The sequence below is a fragment of the Sphingobium sp. V4 genome, from assembly GCF_029590555.1.
Lineage (GTDB): Bacteria > Pseudomonadota > Alphaproteobacteria > Sphingomonadales > Sphingomonadaceae > Sphingobium.
On the sequence record NZ_CP081001.1, the window covers coordinates 447,070 to 470,330 of the forward strand.

The 23,261-nt window shown below is 66.7% G+C and carries 23 protein-coding genes; 16 read left to right on the top strand and 7 right to left on the bottom strand.

Going from position 1 to position 23,261, the window contains the following annotated elements; genetic code table 11:
* Window positions 1–30: 30 nt before the first annotated feature.
* Window positions 31–1,197, bottom strand: coding sequence for a pyridoxal phosphate-dependent aminotransferase (locus tag K3M67_RS02325; RefSeq protein WP_066860543.1), 1,167 nt, complete (start codon window positions 1,195–1,197; stop codon window positions 31–33).
* 154 nt (window positions 1,198–1,351) lie between these two features.
* Window positions 1,352–2,509, bottom strand: coding sequence for a pyridoxal phosphate-dependent aminotransferase (locus K3M67_RS02330; RefSeq protein ID WP_285832150.1), 1,158 nt, complete (start codon window positions 2,507–2,509; stop codon window positions 1,352–1,354).
* Between the two features lie 171 nt (window positions 2,510–2,680).
* Here K3M67_RS02330 and ptsP point away from each other — a divergent pair, with 171 nt between their 5' ends.
* The 9 genes from ptsP to K3M67_RS02375 all read left to right on the top strand — a co-directional run bounded on the left by ptsP (window position 2,681) and on the right by K3M67_RS02375 (window position 13,719).
* Window positions 2,681–4,957 carry a phosphoenolpyruvate--protein phosphotransferase gene (ptsP, locus tag K3M67_RS02335; protein ID WP_066860094.1) on the top strand — a complete coding sequence of 759 codons (2,277 nt, stop codon included), beginning with the start codon at window positions 2,681–2,683 and terminating at the stop codon, window positions 4,955–4,957.
* A gap of 73 nt (window positions 4,958–5,030) precedes the next feature.
* Window positions 5,031–5,933 carry a helix-turn-helix domain-containing protein gene (locus tag K3M67_RS02340; protein WP_285832151.1) on the top strand — a complete coding sequence of 301 codons (903 nt, stop codon included), beginning with the start codon at window positions 5,031–5,033 and terminating at the stop codon, window positions 5,931–5,933.
* 100 nt (window positions 5,934–6,033) lie between these two features.
* Window positions 6,034–6,954: a tol-pal system YbgF family protein gene (locus K3M67_RS02345; protein ID WP_285832152.1), complete on the top strand. Its 921-nt coding sequence runs from the start codon at window positions 6,034–6,036 to the stop codon at window positions 6,952–6,954.
* Window positions 6,951–7,901, top strand: a complete 951-nt coding sequence (gene tilS / locus K3M67_RS02350) for a tRNA lysidine(34) synthetase TilS (protein ID WP_502958899.1) — start codon at window positions 6,951–6,953, stop codon at window positions 7,899–7,901. The genes K3M67_RS02345 and tilS overlap by 4 nt, the downstream gene beginning before the upstream one ends.
* Window positions 7,902–8,031: 130 nt before the next feature.
* A complete protein-coding gene (locus K3M67_RS02355) occupies window positions 8,032–8,223 on the top strand; it encodes a hypothetical protein (protein ID WP_066860085.1) in 192 nt (63 codons plus the stop codon).
* A 66-nt stretch (window positions 8,224–8,289) separates the two neighbouring features.
* Window positions 8,290–10,236, top strand: coding sequence for an ATP-dependent zinc metalloprotease FtsH (gene ftsH / locus K3M67_RS02360; RefSeq protein WP_066860538.1), 1,947 nt, complete (start codon window positions 8,290–8,292; stop codon window positions 10,234–10,236).
* A gap of 206 nt (window positions 10,237–10,442) precedes the next feature.
* On the top strand, window positions 10,443–11,900 hold the full coding sequence (gene guaB / locus K3M67_RS02365; RefSeq protein WP_066860082.1) for an IMP dehydrogenase: 1,458 nt from the start codon (window positions 10,443–10,445) through the stop codon (window positions 11,898–11,900).
* 46 nt (window positions 11,901–11,946) lie between these two features.
* A complete protein-coding gene (locus tag K3M67_RS02370) occupies window positions 11,947–13,122 on the top strand; it encodes an RsmB/NOP family class I SAM-dependent RNA methyltransferase (RefSeq protein WP_285832154.1) in 1,176 nt (391 codons plus the stop codon).
* Window positions 13,123–13,200: 78 nt separating this feature from the next.
* On the top strand, window positions 13,201–13,719 hold the full coding sequence (locus tag K3M67_RS02375; RefSeq protein WP_066860535.1) for a tetratricopeptide repeat protein: 519 nt from the start codon (window positions 13,201–13,203) through the stop codon (window positions 13,717–13,719).
* Window positions 13,720–13,862: 143 nt separating this feature from the next.
* On the opposite strand, the gene hemW is transcribed toward K3M67_RS02375, so the two are convergent.
* On the bottom strand, window positions 13,863–15,038 hold the full coding sequence (gene hemW / locus K3M67_RS02380) for a radical SAM family heme chaperone HemW (RefSeq protein ID WP_084439111.1): 1,176 nt from the start codon (window positions 15,036–15,038) through the stop codon (window positions 13,863–13,865).
* Window positions 15,039–15,099: 61 nt separating this feature from the next.
* Between hemW and K3M67_RS02385 the strand changes: the two genes are divergently transcribed.
* Window positions 15,100–15,663, top strand: coding sequence for a CAP domain-containing protein (locus K3M67_RS02385; RefSeq protein ID WP_232313788.1), 564 nt, complete (start codon window positions 15,100–15,102; stop codon window positions 15,661–15,663).
* An 11-nt stretch (window positions 15,664–15,674) separates the two neighbouring features.
* Here K3M67_RS02385 and rdgB read toward each other — a convergent pair whose 3' ends face one another.
* On the bottom strand, window positions 15,675–16,304 hold the full coding sequence (gene rdgB, locus K3M67_RS02390) for an RdgB/HAM1 family non-canonical purine NTP pyrophosphatase (RefSeq protein ID WP_066860073.1): 630 nt from the start codon (window positions 16,302–16,304) through the stop codon (window positions 15,675–15,677).
* A 132-nt stretch (window positions 16,305–16,436) separates the two neighbouring features.
* Window positions 16,437–17,153, bottom strand: coding sequence for a ribonuclease PH (gene rph, locus K3M67_RS02395; protein WP_066860070.1), 717 nt, complete (start codon window positions 17,151–17,153; stop codon window positions 16,437–16,439).
* A gap of 94 nt (window positions 17,154–17,247) precedes the next feature.
* Here rph and K3M67_RS02400 point away from each other — a divergent pair, with 94 nt between their 5' ends.
* The 6 genes from K3M67_RS02400 (at window position 17,248) to K3M67_RS02425 (ending at window position 21,819) form a co-directional block, all read left to right on the top strand.
* Window positions 17,248–17,757 carry a DUF6438 domain-containing protein gene (locus tag K3M67_RS02400; protein ID WP_066860067.1) on the top strand — a complete coding sequence of 170 codons (510 nt, stop codon included), beginning with the start codon at window positions 17,248–17,250 and terminating at the stop codon, window positions 17,755–17,757.
* Between the two features lie 31 nt (window positions 17,758–17,788).
* Window positions 17,789–18,832 carry a heat-inducible transcriptional repressor HrcA gene (hrcA, locus tag K3M67_RS02405; protein ID WP_285832155.1) on the top strand — a complete coding sequence of 348 codons (1,044 nt, stop codon included), beginning with the start codon at window positions 17,789–17,791 and terminating at the stop codon, window positions 18,830–18,832.
* On the top strand, window positions 18,829–19,383 hold the full coding sequence (gene grpE / locus K3M67_RS02410; protein ID WP_066860060.1) for a nucleotide exchange factor GrpE: 555 nt from the start codon (window positions 18,829–18,831) through the stop codon (window positions 19,381–19,383). Before hrcA ends, grpE begins: the two co-directional genes overlap by 4 nt.
* Window positions 19,384–19,554: 171 nt before the next feature.
* On the top strand, window positions 19,555–20,796 hold the full coding sequence (locus K3M67_RS02415) for a threonine synthase (protein ID WP_285832156.1): 1,242 nt from the start codon (window positions 19,555–19,557) through the stop codon (window positions 20,794–20,796).
* A gap of 93 nt (window positions 20,797–20,889) precedes the next feature.
* Window positions 20,890–21,537, top strand: coding sequence for a PadR family transcriptional regulator (locus K3M67_RS02420; RefSeq protein WP_285832157.1), 648 nt, complete (start codon window positions 20,890–20,892; stop codon window positions 21,535–21,537).
* 3 nt (window positions 21,538–21,540) lie between these two features.
* Window positions 21,541–21,819 (top strand): DUF2218 domain-containing protein, encoded by a 279-nt coding sequence (locus K3M67_RS02425; RefSeq protein WP_066860054.1) that lies wholly within the window; start codon window positions 21,541–21,543, stop codon window positions 21,817–21,819.
* 48 nt (window positions 21,820–21,867) lie between these two features.
* Here the strand turns inward: K3M67_RS02425 and ruvC are convergent, their stop codons facing one another.
* Both ruvC and K3M67_RS02435 read right to left on the bottom strand, forming a co-directional pair.
* On the bottom strand, window positions 21,868–22,359 hold the full coding sequence (gene ruvC, locus K3M67_RS02430; protein WP_066860527.1) for a crossover junction endodeoxyribonuclease RuvC: 492 nt from the start codon (window positions 22,357–22,359) through the stop codon (window positions 21,868–21,870).
* 106 nt (window positions 22,360–22,465) lie between these two features.
* Entirely contained in the window at window positions 22,466–23,209 is a 744-nt protein-coding gene (locus tag K3M67_RS02435; RefSeq protein ID WP_066860051.1) for a YebC/PmpR family DNA-binding transcriptional regulator, read from the bottom strand.
* Window positions 23,210–23,261 lie beyond the last annotated feature (52 nt).

Genomic DNA, 23,261 nt, shown 5'->3' on the forward strand with positions numbered 1-23,261 from the left:
CCCCTTCTGCCTGGGATGAGGATGCGGGATTTACGCCTTGTAGACCTTGTCCACGGCGGCGCGGAATTTGGCCATGTCGTCGGCCGAACCCACCGTCACGCGTGACACGGTGGGCCAGATGGCCCAGCTGCGGCCGATCTGCACCTTTTCCGGTGCAGCGAGCAGGGCGGCCTGCATGTCCTTTGCGGGCTTCTTCCAGTCGACCATGAACATATTGGCCTGGCTGCCGGGCTGAACCTCGATGCCCTTCTTGGCGAGATAGGCGATGGTTTCGTCGCGGTTGGCGATCATTTCCTCGCGGCGCGCCTTGATGAGCGCGGCTTCCTTGTAGACCGCGTTGCCGCAATGCATCGCGGTGATGGCGAGACCGCCGGCCGCCGGGCCGAACAGCATGATGCGCTTCTGCACTTCGGGATCGGCGAAGGTGAGGCCGAGGCGCACGCCCGCCATGCCGAACAGCTTGGAGAAGGTCCGCATGACGATAATGTCCTTGCGGTTGCCGATCAGCGTGGCGGCGCTGGGCGCTTCAGAGAAGTGGATATAGGCTTCGTCGACCAGCAGCATCGCATCGGCCGGCTTGTTGTCCAGCAACCACTTGATGTCCGCCAGCGGGGTGATGGTGCCGGTCGGGTTGTTGGGCGTGCAGATATAATAGAGGCCCGCGTTCGGATTGGCGGCCAGCATGGCCTTCACGTCGTGGCCCTTGCCGATCGCCTGGGGCGCCTTGGCGATGGGAGCCTTCATATAGTCGGCGGTGCGCCATGCGGACTCGAAGGTCGGGTCGGCGGTCACCAGCCCCTTGGTCGGCGAGCAATAGGCTGCGACGATGCTGACCAGCGGACCGCCCGAGCCGGGCCAGGGCATGACCTGCGCCTCGGGAATGCCCTCGACCGCGGCGACGGTCTTGATGAGGTCGCCCCGATAATTGTCGGGATCATACCAGTTGCCGAAAGAGGCCGCTTCGGCGGCGGCCTGCACGCCCGAGGGGAAGGGACCGGTCCAGCATTCGTTGGCGCCGATGCGTACCGCGCCCTTGATTCCGCGCCCGGCCTGCTGCTGTGCCAGCGCGGCGGCGGGGAGCAGCGTGCTGGCGGCGACGCCCGCGCCCACCAGCGCGGTGATTTCCGCAAGCTGGCGGCGGGAATAGCCGCGTTCGATCAGGTCGTCCCTGGCATCCTTGTTCAGCATCATGGTCATGTCGTCCGTCCCCTGTCCTGCGATGGCGTCAGTCATTGGGAGAAACGAAGCGGCGGCACATTTCCGCAATGCGCCGCCTGCTTTTTGGTAATTTTCCTTGGGAAAATCGCGCCGTCAAAAATGCGATCTTCCGCGCATTTTCAAAACAAGGCGATCAGGCCTTCCAGACCTTGTCCACCGCCGCGTTGAAGGCCTCCATTTCCTCCATCGAGCCGACCGAGACGCGCGAGACATTGGGCCAGATCGGCCAGCTGCGGCCGATCTGCACGTTGGCGGCGAGGATGGCTTCCAGCATCGGCTTGGCGGGCTTGCCCCAGTCGACCATGAACATATTGGCCTGGCTACCGGGGATGACCTTGATCCCCTTCGCCTTGAGGTGGCTGACGGCCTTGTCGCGCGCGGCCACCATCTCGGCGCGGCGCGCCTTGATGAGATCGGCCTGCGCGACCGACACGGTGCCGCAGGCGACGGCGGTCATCGGCAGCATTGCCGTCACCTGACCGCCATCATAGCGCATCATCTTTTCCATCAGCGTCGGCGACGCGAAGGTGAGGCCAAGGCGCATCCCGGCCATGCCGAACAGCTTGGAAAAAGTGCGCAGGATCATCACGTCATCGCGCGTCGCCGCCAGCTTCGCGGCGTTGGGGCCGTCATACCAGTGGATATAGGCTTCATCGACCACCAGGATCGAATCCTTGGGCTTGTTGTTGGCCAGCCATTCGATGTCCGCCAGCGGGGTGATGGTCCCGGTCGGGTTGTTGGGCGAGCAGATATAATAGACGCCCGCATTGGGGTCGGCCGCCAGCATCGCCTTCACGTCATGGGCGTAATCCTTGGTCAGCGGCACTTTCGTCACCTTGGCGCCGATCCAGGCGCCGGTGCGCCAGATGGCTTCGTAGGTGGGGTCGGCAGTCACGATGCCGCGCGTGGGCGAGGCGTAGGCGACGGCGACGCGGCTGAGCGGATCGGACGAGCCGGGCCAGGCGACCACGCGGTCGGCGGGAATGCCCTCGGCCGCCGAAACGGCGTCGAACAGCTTCTGATGCTCATTGTCCGGTTCGTAGCGATTGCCCTCCGTCACCAGCTTGAACGCGGCTTCGGCGGCCACGGGGAAGGGGCCGGTCCAGCATTCGTTGGCACCGATGCGGACGGCGCCGGCGACGGGCTTGGCCGCCTGCTGGGCGGCGGCGCCGCCGACCCGGATGGTGGCGGTGGCTGCGCCGATCAGCGCGGCTGCCTTCGCCAGCTGGCGGCGCGAATAGCCGCGGTCGAGAAGATCCTGTTCAAATGCGGTATCGGGTTGCGTCGCCATGGTCCCTGTCTCCCTGCGAGCCTCTGCAAAAGACTCTTCACGCTGCTGGACGAATGTACAGAATGTTTCCGCCATGGAAATGCCCGGCAAAGGCCAAATGGCGGCAATTCCGCGCAACTTTTTTGCGCCCCGACCTTGGAAAGCGACCCTTGTATCTGATAGCGCAGCGATATGCCCAGCACCCCCGCCGCCGCCGCCCGCCAGATCCTCATCCGCCTGCAGGAAGTGATGGCGTCGCGCACCAGCGCGCAGGCGAAGCTGAACAAGGTGGTGGAGATCATCGGCCAGTCGCTGTCGAGCGAGGTCTGCTCCATCTATCTTGTGCGCGAGGGCGTACTGGAGCTGTTCGCGACGCGCGGCCTCAAGCAGGAGGCGGTCCATGTCACCCGCATGGCGATGGGCGAGGGTCTGGTCGGTCTGATCGCCACCAATGTCGAGACGCTGAACCTGGACGAGGCGGCGTCGCACCCCGACTATAGCTACCGCCCCGAAACGGGCGAGGAGCTGTTCCACAGCTTCGCGGGCGTACCGATCGTTCGCCGCGAGCGCGCCATCGGCGTCCTGTGCGTGCAGCATGTCGAGCCGCGTCGTTATGAAGAGGTCGAGATCGAGGCGTTGCAGACGGTCGCCATGGTGCTGTCGGAACTGATCGCCAATGCCGAACTGGCCGATGACGGCCCGGCCGATTCTCGCGTGGCGGAAACGGGAACCACCATGCTGCACGGGTTGCAACTGGTGATGGGCATGGCGCGCGGCCATGCGGTGTTCCACCAGCCGCGCGTCCATATCGAACATACCGTGGCGGAGGATACGGAGGCGGAGCGGGCGCGGGTCATTTCCGCCTTCACCAAGATGCGCGAGCAGATCGACCGCATGACCGGCGCGGCCGAGTTCGGTACCGAGGGCGAGCATCAGGAGGTGCTCGAAACCTACAAGATGTTCGCCTATGACGAGGGGTGGATCCGGCGGATCAACGAGGCGATCGACAGCGGTCTGACCGCCGAGGCGGCGATCGAACGCGTGCAGCAGCGCACGCGGATGCGGATGCGCCAGATCGACGACCCCCTGCTGAGCGACCGGATGCACGATCTGGAGGACATGGCGAACCGCCTGCTGCGGATCGTGTCGGGCCAGCTGGGCACGGCGGCGCAGATGGGCCTGCGGCAGGACGCCATTCTCATCGCGCGTAACCTGGGGCCGGCGGAGCTGCTGGAATATGACCGGCGGCGGCTGAAGGGCGTAATCCTGGAGGAAGGATCGTTGACTGCGCATGTCACCATCGTCGCGCGCGCCATGGGCGTGCCGGTTCTGGGGCGGGTGCGCGACGTGCGCCACCAGTTGAACGAGGGCGACCTCATCCTGATGGACGTGGCGGAAAATACGCTGCTGATCCGGCCCAGCGCCGACATGGACGAGGCGTTCGAGAACAAGCTGCACGTGACGCAGAAGCGCCGTGCCGAATTTGCCGCGATGCGCGACCTGCCCTCTGTCACGACCGATGGGCAGCGGGTGGAACTCATGGTCAATGCCGGGCTGCGCGAAGATGCGCAGGCGCTGGACCTGGTCGGGGCGGACGGCATTGGCCTGTTCCGCACCGAATTCCAGTTCCTGGTGTCGGCTACCCTGCCGCAGCGGGAAAAGCAGCAGCGGCTCTACAAGGATGTGCTGGATGCGGCGGGCGACCGCCCGGTCATCTTCCGTACCGTCGACATCGGCGGCGACAAGGCGCTGCCCTACATGACGCGCGACGGCGACGAGGAACTGGAGGACAACCCGGCGATGGGCTGGCGCGCGCTGCGGCTGGCGCTCGACCGGGACGGGCTGATGAAGGCCCAGGCCCGCGCGTTGCTGGAGGCGAGCGCGGGCAAGGTGTTGAACGTCATGTTCCCGATGGTGTCGGAGCCATGGGAATATGAGGAGGCGCGCGCGCTGGTCGAGCATCAGCGCGAATGGCTGCACGCGCAGAAGAAGAAGCTGCCGATCGCGGTCCGCTATGGCGCGATGCTGGAAGTGCCGGCGCTGGCCGAGGTGCTCGACATATTGCTGCCGCGCGTCGATTTCCTTTCGATCGGCACCAACGACCTGACACAGTTCCTGTTCGCCGCCGACCGCGCCCATCCCAAGCTGGCGGAGCGCTACGACTGGCTGAGCATCGCCATATTGCGCTTCCTCGATCGGGTCGTGCGGACCTGTGTGGAATATAAGGTGCCGGTGGGCGTGTGCGGCGAGATGGGCGGGCGGACGCTCGAAGCCATGGCGCTCGTCGGTCTCGGCATCCGCCGCCTGTCGATCACCCCCGCGTCGGTCGGGCCGGTCAAGGCGATGATCCGCGCGGTCGACGCCAGCGAGGTGCAGGCGCTGATGCGCGAGCTGCTGGACAGCGGCGCACGGGACATTCGCGAAAGGCTGACCGGATGGGCGGTCGAACGGGGCATCGAACTGAACTGAGGCGGCGGGAGCGGCGTTGACAACGCACGTCCCGCAATGAGACAAGGCCGACCATCACAGGTCGCGGAGCAGCATGGCAGAAGATCCAGAAGTCGAAACCGGCGCGGTGCAGGCGCAGGATGTGCAACCCGCGACCCCGGGCGCGAAGCTGCGCGCGGCGCGCGATGTGCAGGGTCTCTCGATCCAGGATGTGGCGACGCGCACCCGGATCGCGCAGCGTCAGCTGGAGGCTGTCGAGCGGGACGATTATGCGGCGCTGCCCGGCATTCCCTATGCCGTCGGATTCGCCCGCGCCTATGCCCGCGCGGTGGGCGTGGACGAAGTGATGATCGCGGCGGAGGTCCGCAACGCCGTGCATGGATCGGATCTGGGCGCCAATCGCTATGAGGCGTTCGAGCCGCTCGATCCGGCGCGCGTTCCTTCCCGTGCGCTGGCCTGGACGGCGGCGGCCATCGTCGTCCTGCTGATCGCCGGTTTCATGATCTGGCGCACCCAGATGTTCACGCCGCCGATCAGCGAGGAAATCGCCGCGCAGGAACAGGCCAAGCCCGTCGCCGCCCGTCCGGCGGGCGCGGCGCCGGCGGCGCCGGTGGCGCAGACCGTCGTCTTCACCGCCGTCGATGACGTGTGGCTGCGCATTTATGACGAAGCGGGCGAACGCCTGAAGGACGGGCTGATGAAAAAAGGTGAGAGCTTCACCCTGCCGGCCGCTGCGCGCAACCCGATGATCCTGACAGGACGGCCGCAGGCATTGGGCGTCACGGTCGGCGGCAAGCCTGTGCCGCCGCTGGGTCAGGCGGACCGCACCATCGCCGACGTGCCGGTGAGCGCCGAGGCGCTGCTGGCGCGGGCCGCTGGCGCAGGGGCAGTGGCGGCCCAGCCCACCGCGACGCGCCCCGTCGGCGGCGCGCCGGTGCCGGCCCCGGCGCAGCCCGCGCCCGCCGTGCCGCAGCCGGGCGCCACTGCGGCCAACTGAGCCGGTCGTCGCCGGCCCACCGCCGGCCTGCCCGAATGTCGCGCTTTACGGCGCGGAATAACGGCTTATGGTTATTGCGAATTCATTGTCGGGGATCATCATGCGTCACGCCTTTTTCGCGACCTCAGCATTGCTAGGGGGCGCGCTGCTTTCGATCGCGGTGCCCGCGACCGCCCAGAGTGGCGCGGTGGAGGTGCGGGTCGATCGGCTGGAGAAGGAAATGCGGGCGGTCCAGCGCAAGGTCTTTCCCGCCGGTGCGCCGCTGGAGGCGGAAATCACCCGCCCGGCGACGCCCATGGTCACGCCGGGGACGCCGGCCAGCACGCCGATCGCCGACCTGACCGCCCGCGTGGGCGCGCTGGAATCGCAGCTTGCCGCGATCACGGGCCAGGTCGAGGAAAACAGCTTCAAGCTGCGCCAGCTGGAAGAGGCGTTCAACAAATATAAGGCCGAGACGGACAGTCGCCTGACGGCGCCGGAAGCGCCGCCCGCGATGCGTCCGACCGTGGCGGCGCCCGCACCGTCCGAGCCGGTCGCGGCAAGGCCCGCAACGCGGCCGGCGGCGGCACCCGCCGCCGCAAGCGAGGAGCGCAAGGCCGCCGTCGCGGCGATCGAGCGGCCCAATAGCGGCGATGCGGCAGGCGATGCCTATAGCTATGGCTTCCGTCTCTGGGACGCGAAATTCTATCCCGAAGCGCAGGCGCAGCTGAAGGCTACGGTGGACAAATATGGCGACACGTCGGTCGGCAGCCGCGCCGCCAACCTGCTGGGCCGCGCCTATCTGGATGACGGCAAGCCCGCGCTGGCCTCAGTTGCCTTTTACGAAAATTACCAGAAGCGTCCGCGCGGTGACCGTGCCGCCGACAGCCTGGCCTATCTGGGCGAGGCGCTGATCCAGCTCAAGAAGCCGGCCGACGCCTGCAAGGTCTATCAGGAACTGGAGCAGGTCTATGGGTCGAGCCTGTCGGCCAGCCAGCGCGGCATGATGGACAAGGGCCGCGTCAAGGCGAAGTGCAGCTGAACAGGCGCCACGGCCGGGCGGCGCTGGAAGCCCGGCTGATCGCGGCGGTCGAGGCGCTGGGCGTGGCCGATCCGGCGGCGCTATACGGCATCGCCGTATCCGGCGGGCCGGACAGCATGGCGCTGCTGTTTCTCGCCGCCTGCGCCTTTCCAGGGCGGGTCGCGGCGGTGACGCTGGACCATGGGCTGCGCGTGGACTCGGCGGCGGAGGCGGCGATGGTCGGGCGATGGTGTGCCGCCCAGGGCATCGATCACAGCATCTTGGCGCCTGATGCGCCCGTGGCGGGCAATGTGCAGGCCTGGGCGCGAGGGCAGCGTTACGCGCGCATCGAGGCGTGGCGCCAGGAGCGGGGCATCGACTGGGTCATGACCGCCCATCATGCCGACGACCAGTTGGAAACCATGGTCATGCGGCTGAATCGGGGGTCGGGGGTCGGCGGGCTGGCGGGCGTGCGGGGACGGGCCGGACGCGTGATCCGGCCGCTGCTTGGCGTGCGCAAGGCGGCGTTGCAGGCGCTGGTGGAGGCGGAGAATGTCCCCCATGTCCATGACCCGTCCAATGCAGATCCGCGTTTCGACCGGGCGGTGATCCGGTCCGCGCTGGCGGGGGCGGACTGGTTGGACGCGGAGGCCGTAGCCCGCAGTGCCGCGGCGCTGGCGGAGGCGGAGGCGGCGCTCGAATGGTCGCTTGCTGATCTCGCCCGGTGCCATGTGCGTGCCGAGGGAGCGGGTTATCGGCTGGACCGGACCGACCTGCCGCGCGAATATCTGCGGCGACTGGTGCTGCTGATGCTGGAGCGGGCCGCGCCGGACGCGCCGCCGCCGCGCGGCGACGCGCTGGACCGGGCGATCGCGGCCGCGACGGGCGGGGGGCAGGCGAGTCTCGGGGCATGGCTGCTCAAGGGCGAGAACGGCTGGATGTTGACGCCCGCGCCGCCGCGTCGCTGATCGTTACGGAAAGGTTCCACGGCCGGGCGCGCGACTCTCACGGCTGACCGCTTTGTTGCAGTGCAATGATGTTTTCTTAACGCCCGCCATGGTTAATCGGAGCCCTGTTCATGCGGGGATTTTCGGACGAATGATGGAATTTGCGGCTCTCACCTACGGTCTGCTGGCGAGTGTGATCCTTTCGGCAGCGCAACGGAACCACCGGTTGAGGCAGCCGCATCCGCCGCTGCTGCTCTACATGGGCTATCTGCTGTGCGGCCTGTCGGCCGGGGCGGCGATCGCCCTGGGCTATATTGCGACGTCCGCCATATTGGGCGGCTGACCCCCGCGCGCATCCGCTTGCGCTTTTGCGGGCGCTCCCTATCTTGGCGGGTGAAAGAGAGTGATGATGAACGACGATAAAGACCCGCAGGGCAACCCCTGGATCAAGAGCGCGATGATTTGGGCCGGCGTGATCGTCGCCCTGTTGCTGTTCGTGTCCATGTTCGACCGCCCGGTGGGCGCGGCCGGCAGCGAGATCGCCTATTCCGAATTCCGCGCCAAGGTGCAGGAAGGGCAGGTCAAGGACGTCGCTATCGCGGCGGATAAGATTTCCGGCACATTGTCGAGCGGCCAGAAGTTCACGACCCTGCCCGTCAGCGATCCGGGCCTGACCGGCCTGCTCGACGACTATAACGTCAAATATTCGGGCCAGGCCGAGCAGGGGCCGAGCTTCTGGCAGATCATCCTCTATCAATCGCTGCCGTTCCTGCTGATCCTGGGCATCGCCTTCTTCGTGCTGCGCCAGATGCAGAAGGGCGGCGGCGCGGGCGGCGCGATGGGCTTCGGCAAGTCGAAGGCCAAGCTGCTTACCGAGAAACATGGCAAGGTGACGTTCGACGACGTCGCCGGCATCGACGAGGCGCGCGAGGAATTGCAGGAAATCGTCGAGTTCCTGAAGGACCCGACCAAGTTTGCGCGGCTGGGCGGCAAGATTCCCAAGGGCGCGCTGCTGGTCGGTTCGCCCGGTACCGGCAAGACGCTGCTGGCCCGCGCGATCGCGGGGGAGGCGGGCGTTCCCTTCTTCACTATTTCGGGTTCGGATTTCGTCGAGATGTTCGTGGGCGTCGGCGCCAGCCGTGTCCGCGACATGTTCGAGCAGGCGAAGAAGAACGCGCCCTGCATCGTTTTCATCGACGAAATCGACGCGGTTGGCCGTCATCGCGGCGCTGGCCTGGGCAACGGCAATGACGAGCGCGAGCAGACGCTGAACCAGCTACTGGTCGAAATGGATGGCTTCGAGGCGAATGAGGGCATCATCATCGTCGCGGCGACCAACCGCCCCGACGTGCTGGATCCCGCGCTGCTGCGTCCGGGCCGCTTCGACCGCCAGGTGGTGGTGCCGCGCCCCGACATCGAGGGCCGCGAGAAGATCCTGGCCGTCCACATGAAGAAGGTGCCGCTGGCGCCGGACGTCAATCCGCGCACCATCGCGCGCGGTACGCCCGGCTTCTCGGGTGCCGACCTCGCCAACCTGGTCAACGAAGCCGCGCTGATGGCCGCCCGCCGCGGCAAGCGTCTGGTCGCCATGGACGAGTTCGAGGCGGCCAAGGACAAGGTGATGATGGGCAGCGAGCGTCGCTCCATGGTCATGACCGACGATGAGAAGAAGATGACCGCCTATCATGAGGCGGGCCATGCCATCGTCGCGGTCCATGAACCGGCGTCCGACCCGATCCACAAGGCTACGATCATCCCGCGTGGTCGCGCGCTGGGCATGGTAATGCGCCTGCCGGAACGGGACAGCTACAGCTATCACCGCGACAAGATGCACGCGAACATGGCCGTCGCCATGGGCGGGCGCGTCGCCGAGGAGATCATCTTCGGCTATGACAAGGTGTCGAGCGGCGCTTCGGGCGACATCCAGTATGCCACCAAGCTGGCGCGCGACATGGTCACGCAATGGGGCATGTCCGACAAGCTGGGTCCGCTGCAATATGAGGAGCAGCAGGGTGAGACGTTCCTGGGCTATTCGCAGAGCCAGCGCGTCCATATGTCGGACGAAACGGCGAAGCTGATCGACAAGGAAATTCGCGGCCTGGTGGAGCAGGGCTATGCCCGTGCGCAGGAAGTGCTGAAGGGTCATGAGGATCAGCTGCACCTGCTGGCCAATGCGATGCTGGAATATGAGACGCTGTCGGGCGAGGAGATCAAGACGCTGCTCGACAAGGGCGAGATCACCCGCGATGACGGCACGACGATCAAGCCTTCGGTGATCCCGGCGGCGGGTTCCTCCATCCCCCGCACGCGCAAGCGCAAGGGGCCGTTCGGCGATCCTTCCCCCGCCGGGGCGTAAGGAGCGCAAGAGTTGAGCGAAGAAGGGCGTGGCCGATGGCTGCGCCCTTCTTTCGTCGGGGCGAAATCGAGTTCGCGATCCAGCGCAAGAAAATCCCGCTTGGGGTCTGGCCGTTCCGACACGAAGTGGTTACATGGGCCGCCACAAATCCCCCAGCGGCCCGGTTTCCCTCAGTTCGGCCCGCGTAGCAGAAAGTGGCTTTTTCCATGGATATCCGCCTCGGCCTCACCTTTGACGACGTGCTGTTGCAGCCCGCCGAATCCGATGTGCTGCCCAGCCAGGCGGACACATCGACCCATGTGACCAAGGCGATCAAGCTGAATATCCCGATCCTGTCGTCGGCGATGGACACGGTGACGGAGGCCGACATGGCGATCGTCATGGCGCAGCTGGGCGGGATCGGCGTGCTGCATCGCAACCTGACGGTTGAGGAACAGGCGGACGCGGTACGCGCGGTCAAGCGGTTCGAGAGCGGCATGGTGGTGAACCCCATCACCATTTTGCCGAGCGCCACGCTGGCCGACGCGCAGATGCTGATGCAGCGCCACAAGATCAGCGGCATCCCGGTGGTGGAGGCGAACGGCAAGCTGGTCGGCATCCTGACCCATCGCGACACCCGCTTCGCCGAAAATCCGTCCCAGCCGGTCAGCGAGCTGATGACCAAGGATAACCTCGCCACGGTCAAGGTCGGCGTCGATCAGGAAGAGGCGCAGCGGCTGCTGCACCAGCGCCGAATCGAAAAGCTGCTGGTGGTGGACGATGCCTATCACTGCGTCGGCCTGATCACCGTCAAGGATATCGAGAAGGCCGTCACCTATCCGCAGGCGACCAAGGATGTTTCCGGCCGGCTGCGCGTCGCCGCCGCCTCCACCGTGGGCGAAAAGGGGCTGGAGCGCAGCAAGGCGTTGATCGACGCGGAATGCGACCTGATCGTCATCGACACCGCCCATGGCCACAGCAGGCAGGTGGCGGTCGCGGTCGAAGCGGTCAAGAAACTGTCCAACCATGTTCAGGTGGTCGCCGGCAATGTCGCCACCGCCGAGGCGACCAAGGCGCTGATCGACGCGGGCGCGGACTGCGTGAAGGTCGGCATCGGTCCCGGCTCCATCTGCACCACCCGCGTCGTCGCGGGCGTTGGCGTGCCGCAGCTCACCGCCGTCATGGATTCCGCCAATGAAGCCGCGAAGCATGGCGTGCCGGTGATCGCCGATGGCGGCCTGCGCACGTCGGGCGACGTGGCGAAGGCGCTGGCGGCGGGCGCAGGCTGCGTCATGGTCGGATCGTTGCTGGCGGGAACGGCCGAAGCGCCGGGCGAAACCTTCCTCTACCAGGGGCGCGCCTACAAGAGCTATCGTGGCATGGGCAGCGTCGGAGCGATGGCGCGCGGTTCGGCCGACCGCTATTTCCAGGCCGACATCAAGGACCAGATGAAGCTGGTGCCCGAAGGGATCGAAGGCCAGGTGCCGTTCAAGGGGCCGGCCAAGGATGTCATCCACCAGCTGGTGGGTGGCGTGAAGGCGGCGATGGGTTATACCGGCAGCCGCACGATCAAGGATCTCCAGGAGCGCGCCCGCTTCGTCCAGATCACCAATGCCGGCCTGTCCGAAAGCCATGTGCATGACGTGACGATCACGCGGGAAGCGCCCAACTATCCGACGCGGTAAAGCGCTTCTCCATTCCCTTCCCTTCCAGGGAGGGGGGAAGGTATAGATGACCCCATCCGCCCGCATCCAGGCCGCGATCGACCTGCTCGACGCCATCATCGCGTCGGCGCGCGATGGCGGTCCGGCGGCCGACACGCTGATCGCCCGCTATTTCAAGGAACGGCGCTATGCCGGCTCGCGCGACCGGCGGGCGGTGCGCGACCATGTCTATGATGCCATCCGCCGGGTCGCGGAACGGCCGGAGACGGGGCGCGAAGCGATGATCGGGCTGGCGCAGGAGCGGCCGCAGATCGCCGCGCTGTTCGATGGCTCCGCCCATGCGCCGCTGCCGATCGAGCCGGGCGAGGTCGGCGTGTCGGCGGGTGCGGTGCCTGGCTGGCTCCGACCGCTGCTGGCCGCGCCCGTGGAGCAGGACGCGCTGCTGGGCCGCGCCCCGGTCGATCTGCGCGTCAATCGGTTGAAGGCGGCGCCGGCCGATGCCGCGCCCATGCTGCCCGAAGCCGCGCCGATTGCGGGTCTGGCTGATGGGCTGCGCCTGCCGGAAGGCTGGCCGGTCGAGCAGAGTGCGGCGTGGAAGGACGGTCTGGTCGAGGTGCAGGACGCCGGTAGCCAGTGGATCGCGGCGGCCTGTGGCGCGCGGCCGGGTATGACGGTCGTCGACATGTGCGCGGGGGCGGGCGGCAAGACGCTGGCGCTCGCCGCCGCGATGGAGGGGCAGGGGCGGTTGCTGGCTGCTGACACCATCCGTTCGCGCCTCGCCCGGCTGGAGCCGCGTGCCGAGCGAGCGGGTGCGACCTTCATCGAGACGCTGCTGCTGGATCAGAGTCATGAGGCGCGCGGTCTGGAAACGCTGCAAGGCCGGGCGGATGTCGTGCTGGTCGATGCGCCCTGTTCGGGCACCGGCACCTGGCGGCGCAATCCCGAAGCGCGCTGGCGCCTGACACCCGCGCGCCTGAACCGGCTGGTTGCCGAGCAGGCTCGGATTCTCGATTTTGCCGCGCCCTTGCTCGCGCCGGGGGGCGTGCTAGTCTATGCCACCTGTGCGCTGACCGACCGGGAAGGGCGCGATCAGGTGAACGCCTTCCTCAGCCGCCATGCCGGTTGGGAGGCGGAACCGATAGACCTGCCGGTCGGGCGGCGCCATGGTGCGGGGCTGCTGCTGACGCCCGGACATGACGGCAGCGACGGCTTCTATTTCGCGCGGCTCAAGCGGGGGGCTTGAAAACAGAGCATGGACAAGGCCGCGCAAAATCGCGACACTTGGTCGGAATCAGCGCCTGAAACATGGCTGGAGATCATAATGCGTTTCACCCCTGCCTCGATTGCCCTTGCTGCCGTCCTGACCACCGTTTCCAGCATGGGGTTGAGCCAGAAGCCGGATAGCCAGATCAGTCCGCAGTCGATCGAATGGCAGAAGGCGGGTGAGGCGGCGCGCAAGGCGGGCAATCTCCAGGGTGCTACCGACGCGCTGGAAAGCGCGCTGGCGGTCGATCCCCGCAACCGGACGGCCTATGTCGAACTGGCCGAAGTCGCCCGGGCGCAAGGGCTTCAGGGCAAGGCGATCCGCCTCTACAAGGAAGCGCTGCTGCTCGATCCGACCGACGTCACGGCGCTCGCCGGGCAGGGCGAGGCTATGATGGAAAAGGGTGCGGTCGCGCGGGCGAAGGAAGTGCTGGCGCAGGCGCAGAAGCTGTGCAAGGCCGATTGCGCTCCGGTCGGCAAGCTGGCCGCCGCGATCCAGAAGGGGCCGCCGGCGGTCGCGCTGACCAGCAAGGACGCAGTGCCCACGCCGCAGGCGAAGGCGACCGAGCAGCCCTGATCCGGGCTTTTGCCTGGAACTGGAGGATCTGCTTCGATCCGTCCGCTTCGAGCATTCGGCTTTCCGGGTCTCGGTTTGGCCCGGTTTCTCGACAAGCGCGAAGCGAACGGCTGTAGGTTGAGACTATCCGGTTTCAGCTGGCCCTAAACCGTGACAATTTCCGGCAGGATGGCGTCGAGCAACAGCATCCCCGCCGCCGAGACCTGGAGCCGGGCATCCCGGCGGTGGAGCAGGCCGATGTCGATCAGCTGGTCGATCGTGCGTTCGTCCACCAGATGCGGAACGCTGATGCCGGACAGGGCGGAGATGCGGTCCAGATCCACGCCTTCGGTCAGGCGCAGGCCCATCAGCAGCGCTTCGCGCGCGCGATCCTCGCCCGTCAGCGGCTGCTCGCTCTGGGTGCCATGGCGATTGCGGGTCACGGCGCTCATCCAGTTTTCGGGCTTCTTGTGGCGCAGAGTGGCCTTGCCCGTGCGGCGGCCATGGGCACCGGGGCCGATGCCGATATAATCGCCATAGCGCCAGTAGGTGAGGTTGTGGCGGCTCTCCTGACCCGCGCGGGCGTGGTTGCTGATCTCATAGGCGGGGATGCCCGCTTTGCCCGTCATCGCCTGGGTGAGTTCGTAGAGGGTCGCGCCATGATCGGGATCGGCGGGGGTGAGCTTGCCCTGCGCAACCAGCGTGGCGAAGCGGGTGCCCGGCTCGATCGTCAGCTGGTAGAGCGAGAGATGATCGGTGCCGAAGGCGAGAGCGCGGGCGAGTTCGGCCTGCCAGTCGGCCTCGCTCTGGCCCGGGCGGGCGTAGATGAGGTCGAAGCTGATCCGGTCGAACACCTGTTGCGCCGTGTCGAGCGCCGCCAGTCCTTCGTCCACGTCATGGGCGCGGCCGAGGAAATGCAGGGCCTCATTGTCGAGCGCCTGGAGGCCGAGCGACACGCGGTTGACGCCAGCGGCGGCAAGGTCGGCGAAGCGGGCGGCCTCGACCGAATTGGGGTTGGCCTCCAGCGTGATTTCCACGCCCGGCGCAAGGCCCCAGTGGCCGTCGGCTGCCGCGATCAGGTCCGCGACCAGCGCGGGCGGCATCAGAGAGGGCGTGCCGCCGCCGAAGAAGATGGAAGAGAGCGGCCGTCCGGCAGTCAGCGTCGCCTCATGTGCCATGTCCGCCAGCAGCGCGGCGCGCCAGGCATCTGTGTCGATCCGGTCACGCACATGGCTGTTAAAATCGCAGTAGGGACATTTGGATACACAAAAGGGCCAATGCACATATAAGGCGAGGGGAGCGGCAGAAGCCGACGGGTTGCGGGGATCATTGATCGACATGGACGGGGCGGGCCTTAGACGCATTTGTCGCGCGGTGCTACGGGCGGGTGTTGCGGCGCTGATGATGACGGCGGGAGCTGCGGTCGCGCAATCACGCACGGCGGCCTATTATGGCATGGAGGAGGCGGAGCGCGACGACGGTTTGCTGCGCGACGTCATGCTCGACATGCATAATGAGGAGCGCGATTCGCTGGGACTGGCGCCGCTGGAATGGGACGATGCGCTGGCGGCGGATGCGCGCGCCTATGCGCGGACGATGGCGCGGACCGGGGTCTTCGCCCATTCGAACCGGGCAAGCCGGTCGGTTCCCAGCGGCGAGAATCTGTGGATGGGGACGCGTGGCCTTTATGACTATGAGGTGATGGTCGGCGGCTTCCTGGACGAAAAGCGGCTGTTCCGCCGTGGCGGCCGGCTGCCGAACATCAGCACCACAGGCCGCTGGCAGGATGTCGCCCATTATACCCAGATCATCTGGCGGACGACCCGCAAGCTGGGCTGCGCGCTGGGCGAAGGGGCCGGTAACGACTATCTGGTCTGCCGCTATTTCCCTGCGGGGAACGCCTTCGGCCAGGGGCCGCTGGATGCCGATTCGGGGCCAAGGGTGCTGGCCAGCGGAGGGCGGTAGGACGCAGCGCTTTAGAAAACCGCTTTCACCAGCTGCGCGAATGCGTCGGCGCGGTGGCTCATGGCGTGCTTCTTGTCCGGGTCCATCTCGCCGAAACTGATGTCGTGGCCGTGGGGCATGAACATCGGGTCGTAGCCGAAGCCCCTGTCACCGCGCGGCGGCCAGACCAGCGTGCCGTCGACCCGTCCCTCGAACGCCTCGACATGGCCGTCGGGCCAGGCGAGGGCGAGGGCGCAGATGAAATGGGCGTCATGGCCCGCATCCGGCCCCTTCGCCTGGATACCGTCCCACACCAGCCGCATGGCCAGGCCGAAATCCTTGTCCGGGCCAGCCCAGCGGGCGGAAAAGAGGCCGGGATCGCCGCCCAGCGCCTCGACGCACAAACCGCTGTCGTCGGCGAGCGCGGGCAGGCCGCTGAGATCGGCGGCCTGCATCGCCTTCAGCTCGGCGTTCGCGATGAAGGTGGTGCCGGTTTCGTCCGGTTCGGGCAGGTCGAGCGACGCGGCGGAAATCGGCTCTATGCCATAGGGACCGAGCAGCGCGGCGATTTCCCGCACCTTGCCGGGATTGTGACTGGCGATCACCAGCTTGCCGGGCGCCAGCTTGCGGATCGCCTGTTCCTGTCCGAATTCGTCGCTCATCGCCTTGCCCTTGCCTTCTTTTTCGCGTCATTCCGGCCTTCAGCCGGAACCCCGCGTCTTCTTCGACCCAGTCAAAGGAAAGCGGGATGCCGGGTCAAGCCCGGCATGACGGCAATAAGGGATTATGGTCGCTTACCGTCCCGTCGCCGCGTCCTGCGCTGCGAAGATCTTCGCGCAGCCGATGCGGGCGAGGCGGAGCAGGCGGAGCAGTTCCTCCTCGTCATAGGCCGCGCCTTCGGCCGTCGCCTGCACTTCGGCGAACTTGCCGTCGCCGGTCAGGATCAGGTTGGCGTCGGTTTCCGCATTGCTGTCCTCGGCATAATCGAGGTCGAGCACCGGCGTGCCTTCATAGATGCCGCAGCTGATCGCTGCGACCTTCTGGATGATCGGGTCTTCGGTGAGCGCGCCGCTCGCCAGCAGCTTGTCGACCGCGATGCGCAGCGCGACCCAGCTGCCCGAAATGGCGGCGGTGCGGGTGCCGCCATCGGCCTGGATCACGTCGCAGTCGATCACGATCTGGCGCTCGCCCAGTTTCTTGAGGTCCACGATCGTGCGCAGCGAGCGGCCGATCAGGCGCTGGATTTCCTGGGTGCGGCCGGACTGCTTGCCCTTGGCTGCCTCGCGGCTGCCGCGGGTGTGGGTGGCGCGGGGCAGCATCCCATATTCGGCCGTGACCCAGCCCGATCCCTTGCCGCGCAGGAAGGGCGGCACCTTTTCCTCGATCGATGCGGTGCACAGGACGCGCGTGTCGCCGAAGCTGACGAGGCAGCTGCCTTCGGCATGGATGGTGAAGCCGGGCTCCATGGTGATGTCGCGCATCTGGTCGGGCGCGCGGCCGGAAGGACGCATAAATTTCTTCTCCGAAGCGGTCAGGTGACGGCGCTTAGCGTCCGAAGACGCTTCTTGCCAGTGCCATGCGGGCGATTTGGCGATAAGAGGGGGTATGAGAGTGAAAATCTTGATCGCGGCCGGCCTGTTCGCGCTGGCGGGATGCGCCGTGAAGGAAGAAGGGCTGGAGCCGCCACGGGCGCCGGGCGACGTGATCCGCTTCACGGCGGGACGCTGCTTCGGCGCGTGCCCGGCCTACAGCGTGCAGGTGTCGCCTGACGGGTCGGGCCTGCTGGAGCCGGAGCGGTTCACCTCCGTACCCGGCCCGACGCGCTTCACCGTGACGGCGGCGCAATATCGTCGGCTGATCGCGACGCTGGCGCCGCATCGCCCGGCCGCGGGTGCGACCGAAAGGATCGCCCATGGCAGCAATTGCGAGCGCTTCGCCACCGACATGCCCAGCTATGTCGTGGAATGGAGCAGGCCGGGCCAGGCATCGACGCGCCTGGAATATCAGTCGGGCTGCATGGATGCGCGCTATGGCAGGCTGCGCGTCGCGATCGCGTCGGTGCCCAAGATACTGGACGTCCAGCATATGCTCAATCCCAAGGCGGTCACGCCTTGAGCGCGCGCTTCCTCTTGCCTAGATAGGAGCCATGTCGGCCATTCCGATCTCCGAACTGAACGATCGCGCCCGCGACGTTTTCCGCCTGGTGGTCGAAAGCTATCTCGGCACCGGTCTGCCCGTGGGATCGCGCACCATCAGCAAGATGGCCTCGCTCAGCCTGTCGCCGGCTTCGATTCGCAATGTCATGCAGGATCTGGAGGAGTTGGGCCTGCTTGCCGCGCCGCACACGTCGGCGGGGCGGATGCCGACCGAGACGGGATTGCGCCTGTTCGTCGACGGGATGATGCAGGCCGCCGAACCTTCGGCCGAGGAACGGCGAGCGATCGAGGCGGGGATCGTCGAAAGCGGACCGATCGAGGAGGCGCTGTCCGCCGCCACGGCGACGCTTTCGGGCCTCTCCGCCTGCGCCGGCATCGTCATGGTCCCCAAGCGCGAGCCGGTGCTGCGCCAGTTCGGTTTCGTCCCCCTGAATGCGCGGCAGGCGCTCGCCGTTCTGGTGGGGCAGGACGGGTCGGTCGAAAATCGCGTGCTCGACCTGCCCGACGGCGTCACCCCGGTGATGCTGAACGAGGCGGCCAATTTCATGTCGGCGCGCTTTGGCGGCATGACCCTGCGCGAGGCCGGCGAGGCGTTGGCGCGCGAGATGGAAATGGAGCGCAGCGCGCTCGACCATAGCGCGCGCAACCTGGTCGCCCGTGGCCTCGCCATCTGGTCGCACGACGCTGACGACCGGCCGGTGCTGATCGTGCGCGGCCAGTCGCACCTGCTGGATGATGGCGCGGCGGCCGACCTGGAGCGGGCGCGGCAATTGCTGGAGCAGCTGGAGGGCAAGCAGGAAATTTTGGACCTGCTGCGCGGCGCGCTGGCCGGCAGCGCGACCAAAATCTTCATCGGCTCGGAAAACAAGCTCTTTTCCCTGTCGGGTTCTTCGGTCATAGCCGCTCCCTACCGTGGCGCGGACGGCCGGGTCGTCGGCGTGGTCGGCGTGATCGGGCCCACGCGCTTGAACTATGCGCGGGTGATCCCCATGGTGGATTTCACTGCACAGACGCTGTCGAGATTGATGAGATGAGCGAAGACAATCAGAATCTGGAAAATACCGAAGTCGTGGATGCGCTGCCCGAGGACGCGGCGCCTGCCGGAGATGCGGCGGCCGAGCGGATCGCCGCGCTGGAGGCGGAACTCGCCACCGCGAAGCAGGATATTCTCTACGCCCATGCCGACACGCAGAATGTGCGCCGCCGGCTGGAAAAGGAACTGGCCGACGCGCGCGCCTATGCCGCGACCGCCTTTGCCCGCGACATGCTGTCGGTCGCCGACAATCTGAGCCGGGCGCTGGCCGCGATTCCCGCCGACCTGCGCGAGGACGACAAGTTCAAGAGCCTGGTCGTCGGTCTGGAAGCGACCGGCCGCGAGCTGGAAAGCGTGTTCGGGCGCAACGGCATAGCCAGGCTGGAGTCGGTCGGCCAGCCGCTCGACCCCAACAAGCATCAGGCGATGATGGAAGTCCCGTCGGCCGACGCCGAGCCGGGCACCATCCTGGTCGAGATGCAGGCCGGCTACATGATCAAGGACCGCCTGCTGCGGCCGGCGATGGTCAGCGTGGCGAAGAAGCCGGAATAACCTATATTCTCCCTCCCTGCTTGCGGGAGGGGCCGGGTGTGGGCGGCTCGTGGCGAAGCCATGGATCTTGCCCACACCTTTGCGACTAACCTCGCCTTCGGCTCGGCAGTTCTCGCGCCCCGCCCGCCTGCGCGAGGGGGAGTCAGGAGGTTCAGCCTGACGGAGACGATCTTGCGCCACGACCTCAACCTCACCACCGATCGCCCGACCTTCGTCACCCATCTCGAATGTTCGCTGACCGGCGAGCGCTATGAGGCGGATCGGCTGCATGGGCTTTCGGTGGCCGGGAAGCCGCTGCTCGTTCGCTACGACCTCGACGGCGTGCGTGCCACGCTGACCAGGGACGCGCTGGCGCAGCGGCCGATGGACTTGTGGCGCTGGCGTGAATTGCTGCCGGTGCGGCAGACGTCGAACATCGTCAGCCTCGGCGAGAATGCGACGCCGCTCATTCCGCTGCCGCGCACGGCCAGGCGGCTGGGTGGGGCGCATCTGCTTGCCAAGGATGAGGGGCGTTTGCCCACCGCCTCCTTCAAGGCGCGCGGCCTCGTCATGGCGGTGTCGATGGCGAAGGAACTGGGCGTGACCCAGGTCGCCATGCCCACCAACGGCAATGCCGGCGCGGCGCTGGCCGCCTATGCCGCCGTCGCGGGCATGGAGGCGGTGATCTTCTGCCCGGCCGACACGCCCGAAGTGAATGTGCGCGAGATCGCGGCGCAGGGCGCGCGGGTCTATCGCGTCAACGGCTATATCGACGATTGCGGCGCGATCGTGGGGCAGGGCGTCAAGGAGCGCGGCTGGTTCGACTTCTCGACGCTCAAGGAGCCCTATCGGATCGAGGGCAAGAAGACGATGGGCCTCGAACTGGCCGAGCAGCTGGGTTGGGACCTCCCCGATGCGATCTTCTATCCGACCGGCGGCGGCACCGGCCTTATCGGTATGTGGAAGGCGTTCGACGAACTGGAGAAGATCGGCTTCATCGGCTCCAAAAGGCCCAGGATGTTCGCGGTGCAGGCCGAAGGCTGCGCGCCGATGGTCCGCGCGTTCGAGCAGGGCGTGGAATTTGCCGAGCGTTGGGAGGATGCCCAGACCATCGCGATGGGCATCCGTGTGCCCAAGGCGGTCGGCGATTTCCTGATCCTGCGCGCAGTGCGCGAGAGCGGGGGCGCGGCGCTGGCCGTGTCGGACGCGGCGATCGCGGCGGCAGTGCGCGATGTGGCGCGCGACGATGGCCTGCTGCTTTGCCCGGAGGGCGGGGCAACGCTCGCCGCCTATCAAAGGGCGCTGGACGAGGGGCTGATCGGCCGCGACGAGCAGGCAGTGCTGTTCAACTGCGCCAGCGGCCTCAAATATCCGCTGGAGGACCAGAGCCGGACCCTGGACCGCCACGCGCCGATCGACTTCACGAAACTCTAAGACATTTTGATACATTTAAGATGCATCGTAAGCCTTGACGGTCTCGATCTATAAGATATATCGCAAAGCATCATGACATATATGAAAGAGCAAATGATGCGATTCTCCCATAACCTCCACGGTCGCCATGGCGGTCATCATGGACATCGAGGTCCGCTGCACGATCACGGCCGCTTTGCTTCCCCCGACGGCTTCGGCCGCGGCCGGGGTGGTCCGTTCGGCGGCGATCCTTTCGGCGAGGACGGGCTGCGGGGTGGCGGTCGGGGTGGGCGCGGTGGCCGCCGCCGGCTGTTCGACAATGACGCGCTGCGCCTTATCCTGCTGAAGCTGATCGCCGACGCGCCGCGCCACGGCTATGAACTGATCCGCGCGATCGAGGCGCTGTCGGGCGAAGCCTATGCGCCCAGTCCCGGCGTCGTCTACCCGACCTTGACGCTACTGGCGGAAATGGACCTGATCGTCGAGCAGCCGGGCGAAGGCAGTCGCAAGCGCTTCGCCATCACCGATGCAGGCCACGCGCAGATCGCGGAGCGCAAGGATGCGCTGGACATGGCGCTGGAGCGGTTGGCGTCGCTGGCCCGCAAGGCCGAACGGGTCGATGGCGGCCCGGTGCGCCGCGCGATGCACAATCTGCGCTTCGCCATTCAGCAGCGGCTTGAAAAGGAAGGGGCGGATAACCAGACCATGTTCGACGTCGCGTCCCTGATCGACGAGGCGGCCAGCAAGATCGAAAGGCTATAAGCGATGACCCTGACTGCGACCGTCCCGACCACCAGCGCCAGCCGCTATCTCCAGCAACTCTGCAAGCATTGGAGCCACAAGTTCGAGGTGAATTTCGACGCCAGCCAGGGCGAGATCGCCTTTCCGATGGGACCGATCCGCATGGCGGCGACCCCCGACGCGCTGGTGGTGACGCTCGAACCGACGCCGGACGCCGACGTCGAACGGTTCAAGCAGGTGGTCGCCGACCATCTCGATCGCTTCGCCTTCCGCGAGGCGCCGCTGCCTTTCGACTGGAAATAACCGGGCGACGGCCATGAGAAAAAGAGGGGCGGGCTGATCCGCCCCTTTTCATTTGCCGGGGATTCGCCGCGCGCTGGCCAGATGATGGGCGTGGGTGATGGCGACGGCCAAGGCGTCGGCCGCATCCGGCCCGGCGATCTTCGCTCCCGGCAGCAGGCGCGACACCATGGCATGGACCTGCTCCTTCGACGCATTGCCGACGCCGACGACCGATTTCTTGACGAGGCGGGCCGCATATTCGCCCACCTCCATGCCCGATCGCGACGCGGCGAGCAGCACGACGCCGCGCGCCTGACCCAGTTTCAGCGTGGATTGCGGGTTCACATTGACGAACACCTCCTCCACCGCCGCGCCATCGGGCCGATGTTCGAGGATGAGGTCGGTCAGCGCCAGGTCGAGGGCGAGCAGCCGCGTCGCCAGCGACATGGCGCTGTCGGTCTTGATCTGGCCGTTGCCGACATGGGTCAGCCGGTTGCCGTCGGCGGCGATGACGCCCCAGCCGGTGGTGCCGAGGCCCGGGTCGAGACCGAGGAGGATCAAATCGCCCTCCCGCGCGCGGCAGGGCTTGGGGAAGGGGATATGCATGGGGCCCGAGGTGGAACAGGCCCTCCCCCGGCCCCTCCCGCAAGCGGGAGGGGAGGATGGATCAACCCAGCTTCTCCATCACCTCGTCGGAGACTTCGTAATTGCCCCAGACGGTCTGGACGTCGTCATCATCTTCCAGCACGTCGACCAGCTTGAGCAGGGTCGCGGCATTGGCTTCGTCGACTTCGACGGTGGTCTGCGGCTTCCAGGCGAGCTTCGCCCCGTCGGCCGCGCCCAGCTTGGCTTCCAGCGCCTTGGCGACTTCATGGAGGGCGTCCATCGCCGTCCAGATTTCATGCTCGTCTTCGTTCGAGGACACGTCGTCCGCGCCCGCTTCCAGCGCCGCTTCGAACACCGCATCGGCGTCGCCCGCGCTAGCGGGATAGGTAATGAGGCCAAGCCGGTCGAAGCCATGGCTCACCGCGCCGGACGCGCCCAAATTGCCGCCATTCTTGGAGAAGGCGGTGCGGATATTGGTCGCCGTGCGATTGCGATTGTCGGTCAGCGCCTCGACGATGATCGCGACGCCGCCGGGACCATAGCCCTCGTAGCGGATTTCCTCGTAATTTTCGGTATCGCCGCCGATCGCCTTGTCGATCGCCCGCTGGATATTGTCCTTGGGCATGGACTGGGCCTTGGCGGCGTTGATTGCCAGGCGCAGGCGCGGGTTCATGTCCGGGTCGGGCATCCCCATCTTGGCGGCGACGGTGATTTCGCGGCTGAGCTTGGAGAACATCGACGAGCGCTTCTTGTCCTGCGCGCCCTTGCGATGCATGATGTTCTTGAATTTGGAATGGCCGGCCACGGCCTGTCTCCTGACATTTTTCTGTGAAACCGAAGCGCGCTCTCTAGCGAGC

What these genes read in the sequence shown, in the direction of transcription:
- K3M67_RS02425 (WP_066860054.1), top strand. Translation starts at nt 21,541, where the DNA reads ATGACCCTGACTGCGACCGTCCCGACCACCAGCGCCAGCCGCTATCTC.
- ftsH (WP_066860538.1), top strand. Translation starts at nt 8,290, where the DNA reads ATGAACGACGATAAAGACCCGCAGGGCAACCCCTGGATCAAGAGCGCG.
- grpE (WP_066860060.1), top strand. Translation starts at nt 18,829, where the DNA reads ATGAGCGAAGACAATCAGAATCTGGAAAATACCGAAGTCGTGGATGCG.
- K3M67_RS02420 (WP_285832157.1), top strand. Translation starts at nt 20,890, where the DNA reads ATGATGCGATTCTCCCATAACCTCCACGGTCGCCATGGCGGTCATCAT.
- ptsP (WP_066860094.1), top strand. Translation starts at nt 2,681, where the DNA reads ATGCCCAGCACCCCCGCCGCCGCCGCCCGCCAGATCCTCATCCGCCTG.
- K3M67_RS02345 (WP_285832152.1), top strand. Translation starts at nt 6,034, where the DNA reads ATGCGTCACGCCTTTTTCGCGACCTCAGCATTGCTAGGGGGCGCGCTG.
- K3M67_RS02325 (WP_066860543.1), bottom strand. Translation starts at nt 1,197, where the DNA reads ATGACCATGATGCTGAACAAGGATGCCAGGGACGACCTGATCGAACGC.
- K3M67_RS02370 (WP_285832154.1), top strand. Translation starts at nt 11,947, where the DNA reads ATGACCCCATCCGCCCGCATCCAGGCCGCGATCGACCTGCTCGACGCC.
- K3M67_RS02385 (WP_232313788.1), top strand. Translation starts at nt 15,100, where the DNA reads ATGATGACGGCGGGAGCTGCGGTCGCGCAATCACGCACGGCGGCCTAT.
- hemW (WP_084439111.1), bottom strand. Translation starts at nt 15,038, where the DNA reads ATGTCGATCAATGATCCCCGCAACCCGTCGGCTTCTGCCGCTCCCCTC.
- rdgB (WP_066860073.1), bottom strand. Translation starts at nt 16,304, where the DNA reads ATGAGCGACGAATTCGGACAGGAACAGGCGATCCGCAAGCTGGCGCCC.
- K3M67_RS02330 (WP_285832150.1), bottom strand. Translation starts at nt 2,509, where the DNA reads ATGGCGACGCAACCCGATACCGCATTTGAACAGGATCTTCTCGACCGC.
- K3M67_RS02340 (WP_285832151.1), top strand. Translation starts at nt 5,031, where the DNA reads ATGGCAGAAGATCCAGAAGTCGAAACCGGCGCGGTGCAGGCGCAGGAT.
- guaB (WP_066860082.1), top strand. Translation starts at nt 10,443, where the DNA reads ATGGATATCCGCCTCGGCCTCACCTTTGACGACGTGCTGTTGCAGCCC.
- K3M67_RS02375 (WP_066860535.1), top strand. Translation starts at nt 13,201, where the DNA reads ATGCGTTTCACCCCTGCCTCGATTGCCCTTGCTGCCGTCCTGACCACC.
- K3M67_RS02355 (WP_066860085.1), top strand. Translation starts at nt 8,032, where the DNA reads ATGATGGAATTTGCGGCTCTCACCTACGGTCTGCTGGCGAGTGTGATC.
- hrcA (WP_285832155.1), top strand. Translation starts at nt 17,789, where the DNA reads ATGTCGGCCATTCCGATCTCCGAACTGAACGATCGCGCCCGCGACGTT.
- K3M67_RS02400 (WP_066860067.1), top strand. Translation starts at nt 17,248, where the DNA reads ATGAGAGTGAAAATCTTGATCGCGGCCGGCCTGTTCGCGCTGGCGGGA.
- rph (WP_066860070.1), bottom strand. Translation starts at nt 17,153, where the DNA reads ATGCGTCCTTCCGGCCGCGCGCCCGACCAGATGCGCGACATCACCATG.